This window comes from Botrimarina hoheduenensis (assembly GCF_007859815.1).
Classification (GTDB): Bacteria; Planctomycetota; Planctomycetia; order Pirellulales; family Lacipirellulaceae; genus Botrimarina; species Botrimarina hoheduenensis.
The window spans coordinates 402,064-420,669 of record NZ_SJPH01000001.1 but is presented as its reverse complement, the minus strand read 5'-3'; the positions used below and the strand labels follow the sequence as shown (position 1 = coordinate 420,669).

Sequence of the window (18,606 nt, the reverse complement as noted above, 5' to 3'; positions counted from 1 at the left end):
GCGGCTAGCGTCGGAAAAAACTGACATCTCTGAGAAACAACCATCACAGCGTGGGGCCTCCGCGCCAGGCCTCGTCCAGCTTCGGAACCCGGGTGCCGATCGCATGCGCCGAAGCGGTTGCGATGGTAAAGCCGTCGGCCTCGGTCACGTGGCCAATGGCTGCAAAGAAAACTCCCTCGAGCAGGGCTTCCCATGCCGCGCTGTGTTCCGGCGCGACCTCGCAAACAAACCGACTGTTCGATTCGCTGAACAAAGCGGCAAGGGCACGCTGATCGGCCGATTCAAAATCGCCCTCGAGCGGCAGCGCGGAAAGGTCCGCGGTAACGCCGAGGCCGCCGGCGAGCGCCATCTCGGCCAGTGCCACCGCGACGCCACCCTCGCTACAGTCGTGACAGGCCGCGACCATGCCGGCACCGATGGCGCGGTGCACCGCGGTGAAGGTGGCCCGCGCTTCGGCGGGATAAACGGCCGGTGCGACGCCCCCCGTGACCCCCGTGACCAGTCCCAGGTGCGATCCGCCGAACTCGCAACGGGTTGCTCCCAGCAGGTAGAGCTTGTTGCCCGCTCGCTTGAGGTCCATCGTCACGCACCGTGAGACGTCTGCCACCTGCCCCATCGCGCTGATGAGCAGCGTCGGCGGAATGGCGATCGAGACTCGCTCGCCCCGCGCGGATTCGTAACGGAACTCGTTGTTGAGGCTGTCTTTGCCGCTGACAAAGGGGGCGTCGAACGCCAGCGAGAGATCGTGGCAGGCAAGTGCCGCACGAACCAGCGAACCGAGCGTGTCGGGCTTTTCGCAATCTCCCCAGCAGAAGTTGTCGAGCAGCGCAATCCGCGCCGGATCGGCTCCGACCGCCACACAGTTGCGGATCGCCTCGTCGATCGCGCTGGCCGCCATGCGGTAGGTGTCGTGATCGCCGTAGCGCGGATTAATGCCACAGGCAATGGCAAGGCCACGTCGGCTGTTGAGCTTGGGCCGCACCACCGCGGCGTCGCTAGGCCCGCCCTCGCCCACTCCCACGAGCGGCTTCACCACGCTTCCCCCCTGCACCTCGTGATCGTACTGACGAATGATCGAGGCTTTGCTGGCGACATTCGGCGCGGACAAGATCTGCAACAGATCTTCCGTACGGTCGGCCGAAGCGTGGTGGGGGGCAAATGGCGTCTCTCGCACCGGTGAGTAGCGCGCCTGGCGAACCACCGGCGGGCGGCCGTTGTGAAGGAATTCCATCGGCAACTCGCCAACGTCCTGACCGTCGTACTTGAGCGTCAGATTGCCTGTGTCAACAAAACGCCCGATGACCGTCGCCTCGACCCCTTCGCTCTTGAAAAGCGTGATGAGTTCATCGCACTTTTCCTCAGGCACGGAGAAGACCATGCGTTCTTGCGCTTCCGAGATCCAGATCTCGGTGTACGAGAGCCCGGCGTACTTGAGCGGTGCCCACGCGAGTTCGACCTCGGCACCGATGCCTTCGCCCATCTCGCCGACGGCGCTGCTGAACCCCCCGGCTCCGCAATCGGTCACGGCCGTATAAAGCCCCCGATCGCGTGCCTGGAGCAAGACGTCGGTTAGCTTCTTTTCTTCGATGGCGTTGCCGATCTGGACCGCCCCCCCGGAGAGCGACTCGCTCTCGCTGGTGAGCTCAGCGCTGGAGAAGGTCGCCCCATGAATGCCGTCGCGGCCCGTGCGACCGCCCGCCGCGACGATCAAATCGCCGGCACGCGGCTGTTTGTGAGTTTTTTCACGCGGCAGCAAGCCGACATTGCCACAGTAAACCAGCGGGTTACCCAGATAACGCTCGTCGTAGCAGACCGCCCCGTTGACCGTTGGTACGCCCATGCGGTTGCCATAGTCACGAACGCCTTCCACAACGCCGCGCATAACACGTCGCGGAGCGAGAACGCCGGCCGGGAGCTGGTCATCGGGCGTATCGGGGGGAGCGAAACAGAAGACATCGGTGCTGCAAACGGGCTTGGCGCCAAGGCCTGTCCCCAGCGTGTCGCGCAGCACGCCCCCCAAGCCCGTATTGGCACCGCCGTACGGCTCGAGCGCAGACGGATGGTTGTGCGTCTCGACCTTGAAGCAAACGTTATCGACCTCGTCGAACCGGACAACACCGGCATTGTCTTTAAAGACACTCTCGCACCAGTCGTTCTCGCCCCACTGCTCGCGCAGCCGCAGCGTGGCGGCAAAGATCGTCTCCTTGAGCATGTTGTCGAAGTGACGTTCTCCCTGTTCGTCGCGGTAAGCAATCCGGCCCGCCAGGGTCTTGTGGCTGCAGTGCTCACTCCAGGTTTGCGCGAGGCTCTCGAGCTCGATATCGGTGGGTTCGCGGCGCTGCTCTTGAAAGTAGCGCTGGATCGTCCGCATCTCTTCGAGTTGCAAGTAGAGCTGACCCTCGCGACTGAGTCTCTCAAGACCCGCGTCATCGAGGTCGAGAATCGCGATCCTGCGGAGTTCAAACCGATACGGGGACCCCGCTGCCAGGCTGGTCATGCTCAGCGGACCGACAACCAGTTGTTCGATCGCATCGTTCGCGAGCAGGCGTTTGCCGAGCGGCGCGGCTTCCGCGGCGGAGATCCCGGTGAGCCAATGCTTGCGGAGCGTGCCAACGCGCACCCCGGCAAAGCCCAGCTCGCTGAGCGCGCCCTCGGTGCTTTGCGCAACCGGATCCATCACGCCCGTCTTGAACAAGACCGAGATCAGCTGCGACTCGCGGTCCCCAAGCACGAGGGGCGCTTGGCTCAAAGCGGTATCGGTCACGGTGCCGATCACTGCGCGTTCCACGACGCCGTCGATCAGCAGACGCTGGGCGATGTGCTGCACCTCCGCGCGGGAAAGACTGTCTCCCTCGATCAGAAAGCCACGCGCGGTCGCGGCGGCGACCTGGGAGAAACCGAGCGCGGCGGCCTCACTTTGGAGTCGCTGGCCGACCCGGTCCGGGCAGCCCTCAGCCGGATGGATATCAACTTCCCAGAGCATCGCGTCGCCTTTTGCCATCTTCAAGGAGCTGTTCGATCCGCTGTGCGTCGGCGTTCTGAATGGCCTGAGACCATTCGGTGAGCTGCATCTGCAGGTTGGCAATCGCTTGGGCCGTCGCGGGAGCGTTCGCCATCAGAATGTCGCGCCACAACGCGGCGGACCCCGCCGCGACACGCGTCGTGTCGGCCCAGCCGGTCGCGGCCAGGAGAAGATCCTCTTCTGAAGTGGCCGCGGCTAGCGCCGCCGCCACGACATGAGGCAGGTGGCTGGTTCGCGCCAACCGCGTGTCGTGCTCGGCGGGCGTGAGCGAGAGGACCCGGCTCCCCAAAGCCCCCCAAAACCCGCTAATTGCGTCGCTTGTCATCGGGGCGGTCTGCGGAACGGGCGTAACGACCGTCGTCGCACCAACGAACAGGTCGGCCCGAGCCCATTCGGGGCCGCTCCGATGATCGCCCGCTAGCGGGTGAGCCCCCAGATAGCGATCGCCGCCACGCGGATGTTCGGCATAAATCTGATTGATTAGGCCCGACTTGGTGCTCGCGGCATCGGTTACCAGGGCGTGTTCAGGGGCGTCACGCAAGCCGGCGAGAACCGCTTCCACCGCGGCACCGACGGGAGAGCACACCACCACGAGATCGGCCTTGGCCAGCGCCTCTCGGGCGTTGGTGGTCGCTTCATCGACCACGCCCAGCTCAAGCAGCCGATCGACGCTCTGTGGGGAGCGGCTGATTCCGATAACGGTCCGGGCGAGGCCTCGCTCTCGCACAGCCAGCGCCACCGAGCCGCCAATCAGGCCGACTCCAACGACGACGACGCGTTCGAAACGAGGGAGTTGCATGAAGGGTAATGCCGTAGTGGCGGAGGGGGGCGAGCAACAACGTGCTGGGGCGCGAGTCTAAGCGCTTGCCGCCCGCTTGGCAGCGGGGGGCACCCGAAATCGCCGGAACACCAATCCTGCGCAAACCCCCTATCCGTCACTGATCTTTCCTTGTCAGGCCGCTTTCGGGTAAATCTCTGTGGCACAGGCCCTAACCCGATCGCTGCGGGAATTCGAAAGCGTTACGCTAGGGTTCACGCTCGCTCAGCTTCAGCCCCACCCCCGATCGCTGCGATATGCCGGCACCCAAGCACGATTGCCACGACCGACAGTTTCTGGGTTCCGCGATCAGGCGGGTCAGACCATCAGCCCTGTTAGCGGTTCTAGCCGTGCTGGCACCCGCTTCGGCGACCGTTGCCCAGACATGGGCAACCAAAATGTTCGACAAGACGGACCACGATTTTGGCGTGGTTGCGCGGGGTTCGGACACGGTCTACAAGTTCGAGGTCAAGAACATCTACAAGGAAGATGTTGAGGTCTCGAGCGTTCGTTCGAGCTGTGGCTGTACGACCCCCTCGATCGAGAACGGCATTATCAAAACGTACGACAAAGCGTACGTCGTTGCGAAGTTCAACACGCGCACCTTTACCGGCGTCCACAGCGCAACGCTCACGGTCCAGATCAGCAAGCCCTATCCGGCACAGGTGCAATTGCGGGTCCACGGCAACATCCGGGGCGACGTGGTGTTCGAGCCGGGGGCGGTCGACTTCGGCGCACTCGATCAGGGTGCCTCGGCCGAGAAGACGGTTAGCGTCGCCTACGCGGGACGCTCGGGCTGGCGCATCGACGACGTTCGTAGCGGCAGCGATCACCTGCGTGCCGAACTGATCGAACGCGAGCGTTACGGTGGCAGGGTCACTTACAACCTCTTGGTTCGGCTGCTGGAAACCGCCCCGCCCGGTTATCTCAAAGAGCAGCTCGTGCTCGTTACGAACGACAGTGTGAACACCCAGGTACCGATCGAGGTTGCCGGGCAGGTTCGCGCGGAGCTGAGCATCTCTCCGAACGATCTTGCGTTGGGCGATGTGCCCTTTGGCGAGACGGTTACCAAACGGCTCTTGGTGCGCGGCAAAAAGCCGTTCGTCATCACCGAGATCCGCTGCGAAGACCAGCGATTCTCGTTCGATAAGAAGTCTGACGCCGCCGACAAACAGATCATCACCCTGCGATTTAAGGCGGATCGCGAGGCGGGCCGTGTCTACGCCCCGATTCGGATCAAAACGGATCTCGGCGACACGTACACGGCCGAGTGCCGCGCGTATGCGACGGTCGTTGGCTCGGGAGTGGCCGAAGAATCGAGCAGCGTCGTGCCCCAAGCGGAAACAACCCGCACCGCCAAGACTCCCTGAGAGCAGCTGGCGTTTTAAACTGGCGCTCCGGTGCTAGCAGTCGGCACAGCGGTCTTGCTGACGCCGGTCGCGATCGGTAACGTCGCCGCCGTTCCTCGCTCCCCCCTTCCCCCGGATCGGGCTGCGCGCAAGCCGCGGCGTTTTCGACGTGCCCAGTTGTCATCCGCTGATCGAACGGATCAAGCACACCGGCTGCTTAGCCGTGGTGATGCTGGTGATGGCTTCCGCTGGATGGTCGCAAACCGTGCGTAGCGGTGCTGCCGCAGCGCCGTCGGCGTCCGTACGGTCACCGGTGGCGTTGGTACCCCTCGCGCCGATCGCGAGCGAGCAAGGCCCCTTGCTGGGCCCCGGCCCCTCGGGCGGTATCTGCCCCCGCTGCGCGGGATCGCCCGGTGCCTGCTCTTGCGCTGAGGGAATCAATCCGGCCGGATCGGATGACGCGCTCTATAAGCACTGGCTGATCGATCAGCTCATGTTGCGTCACTCCAGCACCCACGGCCGGGCCATGGGGCCCGGACAGCCGCTCCGCGGCACGAGTTGGCTGAACCGTCCGCTATCGTTCGGACTAGATGTGGGCGGTCTGTTTGTCACTTCGAGCCCGAGCCCGAACGTGCGCACCAACAACGATGTGCTGCTGGCAGGAACGCTGGGATGGGACTGGGATCACTACTGGGGATCGCAAGCCCGACTGGTTTGGTCAACGCCCCACCTCGAGAACACTACCCAGCCAACCGTCTCGGCGAGCGACAATCTGTTCATTGCGGACCTCTCGGTGCTGTACTACCCGTGGGGAGATTCTCGCACCCGGCCGTACTACCGGCTGGGTTTGGGGCTAACGGACGTCGAGTACACCCAAGACGATGGCACCCGCCGACAAGACACGCTGATGACCGTCCCGCTGGCGATTGGCGTGAAGCACCAAGTCAGACGATGGCTGAGTTGGCGTCTCGAGCTGGCAGAAAATTTCGCCGCGGGTCAGAACGGCACGGGCGATCTGCACAACCTTACGCTCACTACCGGTCTGGAGTGGCGTTTCGGCGGTCGCTCCGAGTCGCAGGGCTGGGCGAACGGAAGCAACGGCTGGTAGGCTCGGAGGGGCTGCGGCGGCGGTTCGTCACCGCAACACCGCACGGATCGCCCTCTCGCCCGCCCCCCGCTTTTGATCGCCCGTGTTGCATCGCTCACCTCGCATCGCGATTCTTGGGGGCGGGATCACCGGTCTCGCCGCCGCCCAGCGCTTGACGGAACTGGCGGCAGGCAGTCTCGAATGGTGCTTGTTTGAATCAACCGCCCGTCTGGGCGGCGTTCTCCAAACGGTGCAAGAGGGAGATTGGCGGATCGAGCTGAGCGCTGACAACTTTCTCACGCGCGAGCCCTGGGCGAGGGACCTGTGCCACCGCGTCGGCCTGGCTGAGGCCTTGCTCGATACGAATACCGATCGACGAGGGGCGTATCTGGTGCATCGGGGCCGACTGGTGCCGGTACCGCCCGGGTTTGTACTGATGAGCGCAAGCCCCCTGTGGCCGACAATCGCGTCTCCCCTGCTGAGCCCGCTCGGCAAGCTCCGCCTGCTGGCCGAGCCCCTCATGCCCCGCGGCCGGCAACAAGGAGAACCCGACGAAAGCGTGGCCGATTTCGCGCGGCGGCGCCTTGGCCCCCAAGCGCTCGAGCGGCTCGTACAACCGCTCGTAGGGGGAATCTACACGGCCGATCCTGAACGGCTCAGCATGGCTGCCACGCTGCCGCAGTTCTTGGAACAAGAGGCCCAGCACGGCAGCCTGTGGCGTGCCGCTCTGCGACGCGCCCGTACAGCGGTTACGCCTGTGGGCACCGGCCGGAAGGAGGCGGGCGCGAACTACGCCCTGTTCCAAGCCCCCGCAGCCGGCATGCAGCAACTGGTGGATGCCGTCGTAGGACGACTCCCCGCCGAACGGCTTTACACGGGCGTAGAAATCGCTCGGTGCGAGCGACAACAAAACGGCTGGCGACTGATCGACGCCATGGGACAGGTTCGCGGCGACTTCGCGGCCGTGATTATCACCTTGCCGGCCTACGCCGCGGCCGCCACGCTGCCCGCCGGTACCTTAGCCGACGAGCTCCGCCGCATCGAGTACGCCAGCTCGTCGGTTGTCTGCCTCGGTGTCAGGGACGAGCAAATCACGCGACCGATGAACGGCTTCGGCTTCGTGACGCCGGCCCGCGAAGGCCGACGACTCATCGCGGCAAGTTTCAGCAGCTACAAATTCCCGGGGCGTGCACCCGCAGGGCACACGCTAATCCGCGTGTTTGTGGGGGGGGCACTCCAGCCGGAACTCGCCGAACTTGAGGAACCAGCTCTCTTGCAACTCGTGCAAGAAGAACTTGGTGAATTGATCGGACTGCGTGGTGTGCCGATCCTGACACGCATTGTCCGCTGGCCGCGACGCATGCCGCAGTACCACGTCGGACACCTCCAGCGGGTCGATCGCATCGAGCAGCTTGCCCGCGAATACGGCGGACTCCACTTGGCCGGTGCGGCCTATCGAGGCGTTGGCGTGCCACAGTGTGTGCATGCGGGCCAGCTTGCTGCTGAGCAAGCCTCGGCCGAGCTCGCTCAGCAAGCGCCGGCAACCGGCGCTTGAGTCATGCTCCCCGCAGCGTTGAACCGGGAACTGCCCAAGGCATCGGGACTAACCAGAATCTGCGCTAGCCAGGATCTGTGCTAACCAGGATCGGGGCCGAAGGTCTTTACCGCAGCAGGCGTTTTACCGTGCGGCGGTGCGTACCTCTGATCCACCAAGCAGCGCTCGCAAGTCGTACTCAGCAGCAACCTGTCGGGTGACAAACTCCAGGTCGGAATTGCTCAGTCGCCCGATCGGCACCCGCGAGACACCGCCGCTGGGCTTCTCAAGACGCACGGTCTGACCGTCCACGGCGATCAGTCGCCCCTGGCAAGAGAACTGGCCGCTGTTGTCAATCCAGGTCCGTGGGCGATCGCTGTCGTAGCCGCCCGGTTCGCGGAGGATCATGCCGAAATCGCCGAATAAGTCCTCAGCCGCCTCTTCATTCGAGGGTTCGGCGGGGACGGCTTCCTCAAACGGGGCCTCTTCGGGGGCTTCATCGAAAGGAGCCTCCTCACCGGCGGGTTCCTCGGTCGCTTCGCCAAACTCGCCCTGCTCAAACCCTTGGTCGCTGCCAAAGGCGTCATCAGTACCGAAAGCGTCGCCGTCGCCAAAGGCTTCTTCGCCTGGCGTTGTCTCGGGAGCTTCGGCGGGCGGAAGATCTTCGCTGAACGACTCGTCTCCGAAGACGTCCTGCTCCTCATTGGCAGGGGCATCGGCCCCCTCCTCCGGCACACCAAAAAGATCTTCCTCGGCGTCAGGAAGCGCTGTGTCATCGGCCGGAACCGTCTCGGCTGAATCCGATCCTTCGAACGAGAACGCGTCTGCTTCGTTTGCGGGCACTTCCTCAGCTGGCGTGGGCGGTTGCTCGAAGGCATCGGCCCCATCGAAACCGTCTTGAGCAGGGACTGAGTCGTTGGTGTTACCAACGTCAAAAAGATCTTGTTCCGCCTCGTCAACGGGTGTGAGTGCTTCCTCCGGCTGAGGCTCAGCGGGAGCGTCGAAGGGGGTCGGATCTTCAGCGGTGGGGGCTTCGTCGAATGCTGACTCCACATCGCTCGGCGCATCGAACAGATTGTTATCTCCCGCGGCGGCGTCAAATGCATCGTCGACGGGCGGAGCCAGATCTTCGGCGATATCGCCGTCACTCGCCGGCGGGGGCGTCAAGCTTTCTGTCGCCGGCTCTTGCGCGAACGCATCATCATTATCGATTGGCCGCTTCATGTCGAAGATGTCGGGCTCATTGCCCACCACCGCTTCGTCTCCTTCGGGCGGAGCTACCCGCGGCTGATTCGGCTGCGGCGTCTCGTCGATCAAAGGGGTGCTCGAAAATCCCCGATCGCTGAACGGAGCGGGAGCAACCGGCGTTGGTTGCGGAGCACGACCCGCATCGCTCGGCACGGGGGTCGGCGCTAACGGAGCGTGCTGTTCGACTGGTATCGAGGTTGGTGTTGAGGCACCACAACCACACGACTCACAAGGCGCGAGGGAGGAGTGCGTTGTGAACACCGAGCCGCACGCACTGCAGCAATTGGAAACAACCGGCAGACAACATGCGCTTATCTCAGACGGACAAAGAACCGCTGCGGGGCCAAAACCCAGATCCTGATTGGAGCAGTTAGAGCTCACCGCGGAGCTCACGATTTCCTGGGCGCACCAGCGACATGCCGTGGCGACATCGATCGCCAGCAGCAAGGAAAGAACGCAAGCAAGCGTGCGACGCAGCAGTTCGAGTTTCTTCATCGGAAGCGTGATCGTTAGATAGGGTGGGGGTTCGCGATCCCGGCCGGCCGTGCCGGGGCACAGCAGCGAGGCTCAGGACCGCGATTGGCCTCATCTTGCCCGAATCACCAAGTTTATCCCGGCAGCCTGACCGGAGCAACGAAGCCGTCGTCGGTTCGCTGGCCCGAGGGGGGCGGAGATCCTGGCTAAAAAGGGCTCGCAGCAGACTTAGAGCGGAAGTTCCAGCAACTCGACAAAATATTTCCCATTCAGATAGACCAGCGTATCGAGCGACTTGCGACGCACCAAATCGGTCAGCATTTCGTGCTCTTGTTTCGATTGGGCCCAGACCTGCTCCGCACGCACCGAGCGTCCATCGACCGCCTGACGACCCGCCAAATCAGCGGAATCTACCAGCATCTGAGCCCCGTGCTCGCACCATTCGGAGACGCGCACCCCGACCTCCAGCGCCCGTTCATCAACCCCTGCGGGATCGAGGTGGCGGATCGCCCGGGCCCCGTAGTCGTAGCTCCGGCGACGCACCGCCAGCACGCGGGCGTGCTCGTCGCTACCGAGCAGCCCTTGGGTGTGCTGCTCGATATGATCAAGTTCCGCGACGATCTCGGCCAAACGCTGCCAGTAGGCCGTCGAGAGCGTGCGAACGCGTTGTTCCTCGGCACTGAGCAGGGCCTCGCTGGGAGCCGGCGTGCTTTGCTTGCCGGTGTGAGGAGCGCGGAGCCGTGCGACTTCAAACCGCAAGTCGTCTAGCTCTTGCTGGAGCATCGCGGCCTCGACCAAACGCACTTCTTGCGGGTCGGGGCAATCCCCATCGGGACACTCCGGATTCACGGGGCGCCATTCCTCGGGGAGCTTAGTCAGCAACTCGGTCTCATCGAGCGCTTTATAAGCGGCCCCATTGAGATCCACGCCCAGATACTGTGCCCCCAACCAGATGCCGATCGCCATCGCGACCAGGCATCCAACGATTTCGAGCAATCCCAAACCAGCGCGGGCGGGGAACGTTTTTGTTGATCGAGACATAATCGCGTGACTCGGGGCGGCCGAGAGTGAGGAAACCACCGAAACCCGTTCGGGGAATTCGGATCGCTCAAGGCTAGCTCACCCCAGGGTCAAGGTAGCAAGAGACCCTTGTTGGCGACGCGCCGGCAAGCTTGCGCTCGCGGATAGACGGAATGTGAGGCTTATGCGGGCCTGTGCCCCCCGCGCCGAATGAGAAGAGGCTCTCTGCCAAGGAGTTCGCATGCCCAGCCGCTCTGTCCGCTCACCCGGCTACCTGACTGCCCGCAATCCAAGCAGGCTCAGACCGTGGCCATCGCACGGCGTGCCTCACGACGCCGATCGGCTTCTTTGAGCATGATCTTACGAAGCCGCACCTTGCCCGGGGTCACCTCCACCAGCTCGTCGTCGTCGATGTATTCCAGGCAAGATTCGAGTGACATATCGCGGGGCGGTCGGACCTGGGTCGTATCGTCTTTGCCCGCGGCACGGACGTTGGTGAGTTTCTTGCCCCGCACGACGTTGACCACCAGATCGCCCGCCTTGCAGTTTTCGCCCACCACTTGGCCCTCGTACACCTCATCGCCCGGGCGGACGAAGAACGTGCCCCGATCGTAGAGCGCATCCAAGGAGTACGCCGTTACGGAACCCGGTTCGCTGGCGATCAGCACGCCGGCCGCGCGGTGCGTGATGGCACCCCGCACCGGCTCGAAACCCAACAACGAGTGATGAACGATCGCGTTGCCCTGGGTGGCGGTCATCAGTCGGCTCCGCAAGCCGATAAGCGACCGGGCGGGGATCGAAAACTCCAAGTGAACGAAGCCGCCGCCCCCTTTTTGGCTCATCTTCTCGAGCTGAGCACGCCGATCGCCAACGAGCGCCATGACCGAGCTCTGGAAGTCTTCGGGCACATCGATCGAGAGCAACTCGATCGGCTCGTGCAACTTGCCGTCGATCACCCGTTGCACAACCTGCGGCTTGCCAACGGAAAGCTCAAAGTCTTCGCGGCGGAGGTTCTCGATCAAGATGCCCAGATGCATCAGCCCGCGCCCGGAGACGATGTACTGCTCCTTGGTTTCACCAGGGCCAACACGCAACGCGACGTCGCTCCGCAACTCTTTCTCCAGCCGCTCGCCGATCTGCCGGCTGGTGAGCCGGGACCCTTCGCGGCCGGCCAGAGGGCTGTCGTTGACCCGAAACGTCATGCTCAGGGTCGGCTCGTCCACTGTGATCGTCGGCAGGGCGCGGGGGTCATCCGCCGAAGCAAGCGTGTTGCCGATCCCGACCGGATCGAGCCCCACCACCGCGCACAGGTCGCCGCAGGGCACTTCGGCGGCTTGCTGACGATCCAGCCCAACGAACGTAAATAGCTGGGCGATCTGCTGAAGGGTTTGCTTTCCGTCGCGATCGATGACCGCGATCCGCTGGCGGTCACGTAACGTGCCAGACGAAACCCGACCGATGGCGATCCGACCAACGTAATCCGAAAAATCGATCGTGGTGACCAGCATCTGCGTGGGACCGTCCGGGTCGCCGGTCGGCGGGGGGACAAACTCGACGATCTTTTCCAGCAGCGGACGCATGCCATCGGGCTCATCGCCCGGGTGATCGATCGCGAAGCCCGCCTTGCCGGAAGCAAACACCACCGAGAAGTCGAGCGTGTCGTCGTCGGCACCCAGGTCGACGAGGAGGTCAAACACCTCGTTCACGACCTCGTCGGGACGGGCGTCGATGCGGTCGATCTTGTTGACCACCACAATCGGCTTGAGCCCCGCCGCGAGCGCCTTTTGGAGCACAAACCGCGTTTGCGGCATCGGCCCCTCGTGAGCATCGACGAGCAGCAACGCCCCGTCGGCCATTTTGAGCACGCGTTCAACCTCGCCCCCAAAGTCCGCGTGACCGGGCGTATCGATCAGGTTGATCCGCAAACGCTCGCCCGCGAGCGACTCGTACTCAATCGCACAGTTTTTGCTAAAGATCGTTATGCCCCGCTCGCGTTCCAGGTCGTTCGAGTCGAACACCAGTCCGTGCTGACCCCCCGCAAGCTTGTCGAGCTGTTCCTCGCGGTAACGCCCCGATTGGTAAAGCAATTGGTCCACGAGCGTGGTCTTGCCGTGGTCGACGTGGGCGATAATCGCCACATTGCGGAGGTGCTGCGACGAGCTCATCGCGTTCGGGCCTGTTAGGCGCGCGGGGAGGTTAGAAGGGGGGGCAGGAAAAAGCGGCGGGGCGTCTGGAGGGAAAACCGCGGCGGGACGGGGCTACATGGCGAGCCCCGCAAGTCGGGGCGGGCCCCTCAGTGTATCCGTCCGAGGCCCCGACGTCTGCGCGATGGAGCAGCCGTTACAGTCCCTGCGAGCAGGCCTCGCTCCGTTGCTTAAGGCCCTCGACTTTGCCCTGGCACCAGACTCTGCTTGATCGTGAGGGGCAACGCTGCCGATGCAAGCAGAACCCCCCTTTCCTGCTGTCTCGGTCGCTTGTTCGCCAAGCATCGGGGCGTATACTCCCTTTAGGAGTACCCGCAATGACGGTTGGCGGGGGTTTCAAAGCCCCTCCCGTATGGCCCCGGAAGACTCGCGGTGGCGGAGTCCGACACCAGTACGGCTGCACAAACGGCGCCCAACTCGCCGAGCGTTTCGCTCGCCGAGGAAGGCGTTTGGCGCGGAAGGTTCCTCTGTCTGTGCGAAGACCGCCGGACATCCGCTCTGCTGGCCGATCGCCTCGGCCCTGAGGCAGAGGTGGTCGCGGTGCGTTCGCCTGCCAAGGCGGTCGCGATGCTCGCCACAGGTGGCTTCCAGGGCGTCTACGCCGACGCTGCCCGGTTTGCCTCAACCGCCGACGCAACCCAGCTGCTGCACAACATTCAGATGCTCCGCGGGATGCCCGACGCGGTGGTCCTGCTCGATCGTCGCAACACGATCGTGTGGGGCAACGGACGGCTCCGCGAGTGGACCGGTGTCGACGAGGTGGTCGGGAAGGACTTCTACGAGGTGCTCGGCGGTCGAGAGATTGTCGATGGTAACGCAGCGAGCGAAGCTTCATCCAAACCACAGACCTCTCCCCTCAGCGAAGCCGCGCCCATCGAGGCGGCCTTCAGCAGTGCGGTCCCCGTTGCCGCGACCCTCCTCTGCCGCGGCAACCGCTACTTCCGCGTCCACGCCGCCCCGGCAGCCCACTTCGAGGGCGAACCCACCGAGCACCTGGTAGTGACGGTCCGCGAAGTCACGTCCGAGCAGCTCCAGCAGCAGAAACTCGCGGCAATCCACCAAGCGGGCATCGAGCTGGCCGACCTTACGCCAGACGAGGTTGCCAACATGGCGGTCGAAGAGCGGATCGAACTGCTCAAAGAGAACATCATTCAGGGCGTGCAAGAGGTGCTGGCCTTTGACGTGGTCGAGGTCCGCACGCTCGACGAAGAAACCCGCGAGCTGCGTCCGCTTCTCGCCTCGGGGATCCTGCCCGAAGCCCAGCGGCGTGTGCTCCGCGCTGAACCCAAGGACAACGGTGTCACCGGCTATGTGGCCGCCACGGGCCAGAGCTACCTGTGCGAGGACACCGGCAAAGACCCGCTTTATATTGAGGGGGCCGAGGGGGCCCGCAGCTCGCTCACGGTACCCCTGCTGCTGCACGATCGGGTTATCGGCACCTTTAACGTCGAGAGCCCCGAGCCGGGAGCCTTTAGCCAAAGCGATCGGCAGTTCCTGGAGATCTTCACGCGCGACATTGCCGCCGCCCTGAACACGATGGATTTGCTCGCCGTCGAGAAGGCGACCGCTGCTGCCGCGAGCGTCGAGGCGATCCACTCGGCCGTCGCCCTGCCCGTCGATGACATCCTCAACGACGCCGTCAACGTCATGGAGGGCTACATCGGGCACGAGCCCGCCGTGGTCGAACGGCTCCAGCGGATCTTGACCAACGCCCGCGATATCAAGCAGGTCATTCAGCGCGTCGGCCAATCGATGGCACCGATCGAAGCCCGCCCGCTGTGCGTAAGGACGGAAGAGCGGCCGCTGCTGATCGGACGCCGCGTGCTGGTGGCCGATGCCGACGAAACGGTCCGCTCGGCGGGGCACGATCTGCTCGAGCGTTTTGGCTGCATCGTCGAGACCGTTCACGACGGCAAAGAAGCCATCTACATGGTGCGCAACCTCGGGGCCATGCAGACCTATGACGCGATCCTGGCCGACATCCGCCTGCCCGACATCTCGGGCTACGACCTGCTAATAAAGCTACAAGAGCTCATGCCCCAGCCGCCGCTGATCTTGATGACCGGCTTTGGCTACGATCCGGGCCACTCGATCGTCAAGGCTCGCCAGGCCGGCCTGAAGGCGGTCCTCTACAAGCCATTCCGCCTGGATCAGTTGCTCGAGACGGTTGAGCAGGTCGTGGGCAGTGCCCCGCCCGATGCGGCGACACCGACTTCGTCTTCCTGAGCGATGCGCCGGTTGCCGCTGCGGGGTTGGTCTGCCTGAGCAGGCCCACAACCCGAAGACCATCTCGGCCCGATACGCCTGTCCCGATCTCCGCCCCGCTATGCCGTCGACTGTTTGGCTCGTTGCCGCCCTCCTCGGCCACGGCGCGTTAGGGGTCGAGGCTGTCAATCGGCTGCACGGCCTGGGGATTCGCCGCAGCTGGGTCGATGCCCTCACCGCGGCGTGCGGCGCGGCGATGATCGGGCTGCCCGTCGTGGCAGCTTGGCAGCTGCTGAGCGCTGGTTCATTGGGAGCAGCGCTCGAGACGTACGGATGGGTGGCGATCGCGGCGTTAGTGCTGATCGCGGTGAGCCGCGGCTTGCTCCGCTGGGATCCGCACCGCGATTCGTCTGCGAATCGGCCCACCTCCGTCGAGACGCTCGATCTGGCCGCCGCACTGGGGGAAGCGGCCACGGGCCCCCCGCTAGTGCGGGCGGCGTCGCGACTGCCGGGAAATCAGTTGCTGCGGGTCGCGGTCGAGCACCGTGTGATTGGCCTGGAACGGCTGCCCGCGGCTTGGCAAGACCTGCGGATCGCGCACCTCACCGACCTGCACATGTCCGGTCGGCTGGGCATCGATTATTTCCATGCGCTGGTGAAGCGGGTCAACGCGTGGGAGCCCGACTTCGTGTTTCTCACGGGCGACTTGGTCGAGCACACGCCGCAGCTGGAATGGGTCGCACCGGTCTTCGGTGCCCTGCGGCCGCGCGTGGCCGGACACTTTATCCTCGGCAATCATGACGAGAAGGTGGATTGCCCTGCGCTGCGTCGGCAGCTTGTTGCCGCGGGCCTGGTCGATGCCGGAACAACGCCGGTGCGCTACGGTCCGCCCTACGAAGGGCTGGTCATCTGCGGCGACGAGCGGCCCTGGTTTCCGACGGTCGCCTCCCCGCCCCGCGGAATCGCGACGCTGACCGTCTGCCTCGCCCACACTCCCGATCGGTTTGGCTCGGCGGTCGCGGCGGGGATCGATCTGGTCCTGGCGGGTCATTGCCACGGCGGACAGGTTTGCTTCCCGCTGGTGGGACCGCTGCTGTGCCCCAGTCGACACGGCGTGCGGTACGCCGCCGGAACGTTTCGCAGGGGCCGTACGGTCATGCACGTCGGTCGCGGCACGGGCTCGCTCTTTCCGCTGCGTTATGGCTGCCCCCCCGAGCTGAGCCTGATCACACTCCGCACTGAGCAGTCCGTGGCAACCGCCTAACAGGCTCTCCGGAAGCAGAGCCCCGCCCCGAAGCAGGGGCCCGCGACACGATCAGGGCTGACTCAGTGAGCAACCCAAGAAGCAATCCGGCCTAGACGGCCCTTAGAAAGCCGCTCCTAGAAAGCGGTCCTTAAAAGCGAAGAGCCGCCCAAGGCGGCTCCGTGCTTCAAAAATTAATGCGTGCTTCTCTCGAAAGAGAATCAGTACCGCCGAGAGGAGTCGAACCTCCACGCCCTTGCGGGCACATGGACCTGAACCATGCGCGTCTGCCAGTTCCGCCACGGCGGCAGCGGGAAGTTAAGTAGCTTGCCAGCCCGGGGCCGCGAACGCAAGGTGCCTTTTTTGATCGACCCACGCTCCCCCCGCATTGGGGCCAGGTGAGGCGAGCCCGACGCCTGCCTTCCCCTTGTCCCGCCCGCTGAGCGCTAAGACAACAACGGCTCAGTAGCGCGGTGCCGAGGGGTCGATCTCGATCGACCAGTCGTCGATTCCCCCCGCCATGCTCTGCGCGTTCGCTACGCCATGATTCCGTAGCCAACTGGCCGCCTGCAGGCTCCGCATGCCGTGGTGGCAATGGATTACGACCGCGGCCGGCAGCGCCGCGGCGATCTGCTCAATCTGGCCCGGGATCTGTGCCAGTGGGATCAGCTTGGCGGCGGGCAGATGCACGAGGGCGTGCTCTTCGGGCTCGCGGCAGTCGATCAGCAAGAGCGGCTCGCCGGCGTCGAGCATCGCTTTGACGTCGCTACAGGAGATTTCGATCGGAAGGGCCATTTCAGTCGGTCGGTTTTCGCGGGAGGACCGCCAGGAAAAAATCGTGGGCAAGGCGCGCAAGGTCTGTCGGTGACCGCTGGTTGGTTAGGGAGCGTCACAAACAAAACCGCCGCGGCAGAGAGGGCTCTGCCGCGGCGGCGGTCGTTGTCGTTAGCAGCTTTTGATCACCGGGAAGCGATCAGAGCTGCGTATCGTCGATCGGCTCGCGACCGTTGCGGGTCACAAGGTGCATGTAGACGTCCGGCGAGACGTCTTCCTTGACAGCCTTCGAGTGGCCGTCGCCGAAGCCGTGCAGCGCCACGCCCGGGTGCAGCGAGCTGGGACCCCAGCGACGAGCACCCGCGGCAGCGGTCTGGTGGGGGTTCGTCTGCTGGTAGTACTCCTCTTCCCAGGTACCGGCACCGGTGCCAGGCCGTGTGCCACTCTTGTTGCTGCCCTGGTTGATCGCCAGTCCACCGGCGTTGCCGTTGAAGGTCCAAGTGCCGGCAAGCGCCGAATTACCACCTGCTGGCGCGACGAAACCTTGCGGCAGGCTGGTCAGCGTACCGGTACGGCTGGGCCAAACCGCCACCACATACGAGGCGGCACCGCTGTACCACGAGTTCCAGCGCTGCTCACGCGATTCGGTGAAGACGACCGTCTTCGCCGTGCCGTCGGTCATGCTGCGGAACCCATAGCCCTTCTTGGTCGGAGCCGTCGTGCCCCAACCCGGGAAGGCCAGGATACCGTTGCCGCAGTAGGCACCCGTGTTGCAATCGTCAGCGGTCTGAGCGAGAGCACCCGCTCCGCCCGAAGCGGCGGAGGTGATCAGCGATGAGGGCGCTGTCGGCGTGCCGCCGTATCCGATCGAGGGGATCGCGACGTAGTTGCCCGCAGCCGGAGCGGCGTTGCTATTGCCGGCGGTGCGGCCTTCATCGTCACCGTCGAAACTGGGGCACAAGAACACGTCGATCTTGTTCTCCCAGTGGAACGGGTTCGTGGCGTTCGCTGTGGCCTGAGCGATCCCCTGCTGGTTGTTGCGATTGAAGAACGCGTCCGCCTGCAGACGATTCGAGGTGTCCTGGATCCGGTCGTAGAGGACGTTCTCTTCGATGTAAGGCAGCACCTGGACCAGCCAGCTGTAGCCGTCGATGTTGGCGACACGGGTGGTCGGCACGGGGTTGTTCTCGTTGCTGCCGTTGTAGTACTGCGTCACGATGGCCCCATTGCCTGGGGCGTTCAGCGGCCGGGTCGAGGCCAGCGGGAAGGCGTCCCGCACGTCGTGGTGGTTGTGCAGGGCCAGGGCCAGCTGCTTCGTCTGGTTCAAGCAAGAATTGCGTCGTGCTGCTTCGCGTGCCGCCTGAACCGCCGGCAGAAGCAGGGCCACCAAAATGCCGATGATGGCGATCACCACCAACAGCTCCACCAGCGTGAAACCACGCTGGACCGGGACGAACCCTCGTCCCGAACGCTCATGCGCTCTCATAACTCGACTCCTCGTGTGAAAAAAAGAACGGATAAAAACGGCGAACCCAGGATCGCAGCCAATCGGCCACGCCCCCGCCAATCGACAGGGGCCCCGTGTTCATGGGAATAAAGCCTCGATTAGATCTCTGCCTGCGGGTCCGT

The 18,606-nt window shown here is 64.3% G+C and carries 12 protein-coding genes and 1 tRNA gene; 5 read left to right on the top strand and 8 right to left on the bottom strand.

All coding sequences use genetic code 11. The features are described from left to right. Positions 1-43 precede the first annotated feature (43 nt). On the bottom strand, positions 44-3,001 hold the full coding sequence (purL, locus tag Pla111_RS01600) for a phosphoribosylformylglycinamidine synthase subunit PurL (protein WP_231930550.1): 2,958 nt from the start codon (positions 2,999-3,001) through the stop codon (positions 44-46). Further along, complete coding sequence (locus Pla111_RS01595; RefSeq protein ID WP_146570716.1) at positions 2,967-3,821, bottom strand: prephenate dehydrogenase; 855 nt, start codon at positions 3,819-3,821, stop codon at positions 2,967-2,969. The genes purL and Pla111_RS01595 overlap by 35 nt, the downstream gene beginning before the upstream one ends. Before the next feature lie 275 nt (positions 3,822-4,096). On the opposite strand from Pla111_RS01595, the gene Pla111_RS01590 reads away from it, so the two are divergent. The 3 genes from Pla111_RS01590 (at position 4,097) to hemG (ending at position 7,830) form a co-directional block, all read left to right on the top strand. After that, positions 4,097-5,209, top strand: a complete 1,113-nt coding sequence (locus Pla111_RS01590; RefSeq protein WP_146570714.1) for a DUF1573 domain-containing protein — start codon at positions 4,097-4,099, stop codon at positions 5,207-5,209. 148 nt (positions 5,210-5,357) lie between these two features. Then, on the top strand, positions 5,358-6,296 hold the full coding sequence (locus Pla111_RS01585; RefSeq protein WP_146570712.1) for an outer membrane beta-barrel protein: 939 nt from the start codon (positions 5,358-5,360) through the stop codon (positions 6,294-6,296). An 85-nt stretch (positions 6,297-6,381) separates the two neighbouring features. Next, a complete protein-coding gene (gene hemG / locus Pla111_RS01580; protein ID WP_197524662.1) occupies positions 6,382-7,830 on the top strand; it encodes a protoporphyrinogen oxidase in 1,449 nt (482 codons plus the stop codon). Between the two features lie 123 nt (positions 7,831-7,953). On the opposite strand, the gene Pla111_RS01575 is transcribed toward hemG, so the two are convergent. From Pla111_RS01575 to typA, 3 genes are all read right to left on the bottom strand, one after another. After that, positions 7,954-9,552, bottom strand: coding sequence for an SHD1 domain-containing protein (locus Pla111_RS01575; RefSeq protein ID WP_146570708.1), 1,599 nt, complete (start codon positions 9,550-9,552; stop codon positions 7,954-7,956). Positions 9,553-9,759: 207 nt separating this feature from the next. After that, on the bottom strand, positions 9,760-10,572 hold the full coding sequence (locus Pla111_RS01570) for a hypothetical protein (protein ID WP_146570706.1): 813 nt from the start codon (positions 10,570-10,572) through the stop codon (positions 9,760-9,762). Positions 10,573-10,850: 278 nt separating this feature from the next. Then, a complete protein-coding gene (gene typA / locus Pla111_RS01565; protein WP_146570704.1) occupies positions 10,851-12,716 on the bottom strand; it encodes a translational GTPase TypA in 1,866 nt (621 codons plus the stop codon). 411 nt (positions 12,717-13,127) lie between these two features. On the opposite strand from typA, the gene Pla111_RS01560 reads away from it, so the two are divergent. Both Pla111_RS01560 and Pla111_RS01555 read left to right on the top strand, forming a co-directional pair. Next, positions 13,128-14,981, top strand: coding sequence for a response regulator (locus Pla111_RS01560; protein WP_146570703.1), 1,854 nt, complete (start codon positions 13,128-13,130; stop codon positions 14,979-14,981). A gap of 100 nt (positions 14,982-15,081) precedes the next feature. Beyond that, positions 15,082-16,224, top strand: a complete 1,143-nt coding sequence (locus tag Pla111_RS01555) for a metallophosphoesterase (RefSeq protein ID WP_197524661.1) — start codon at positions 15,082-15,084, stop codon at positions 16,222-16,224. Between the two features lie 204 nt (positions 16,225-16,428). On the opposite strand, the gene Pla111_RS01550 is transcribed toward Pla111_RS01555, so the two are convergent. From Pla111_RS01550 to Pla111_RS01540, 3 genes are all read right to left on the bottom strand, one after another. Beyond that, positions 16,429-16,512, bottom strand: a tRNA-Leu gene (locus Pla111_RS01550). A 153-nt stretch (positions 16,513-16,665) separates the two neighbouring features. Continuing rightward, positions 16,666-16,998 carry a rhodanese-like domain-containing protein gene (locus tag Pla111_RS01545; RefSeq protein WP_146570699.1) on the bottom strand — a complete coding sequence of 111 codons (333 nt, stop codon included), beginning with the start codon at positions 16,996-16,998 and terminating at the stop codon, positions 16,666-16,668. A gap of 178 nt (positions 16,999-17,176) precedes the next feature. Then, a complete protein-coding gene (locus Pla111_RS01540) occupies positions 17,177-18,463 on the bottom strand; it encodes a DUF1559 family PulG-like putative transporter (protein ID WP_146570697.1) in 1,287 nt (428 codons plus the stop codon). Positions 18,464-18,606 lie beyond the last annotated feature (143 nt).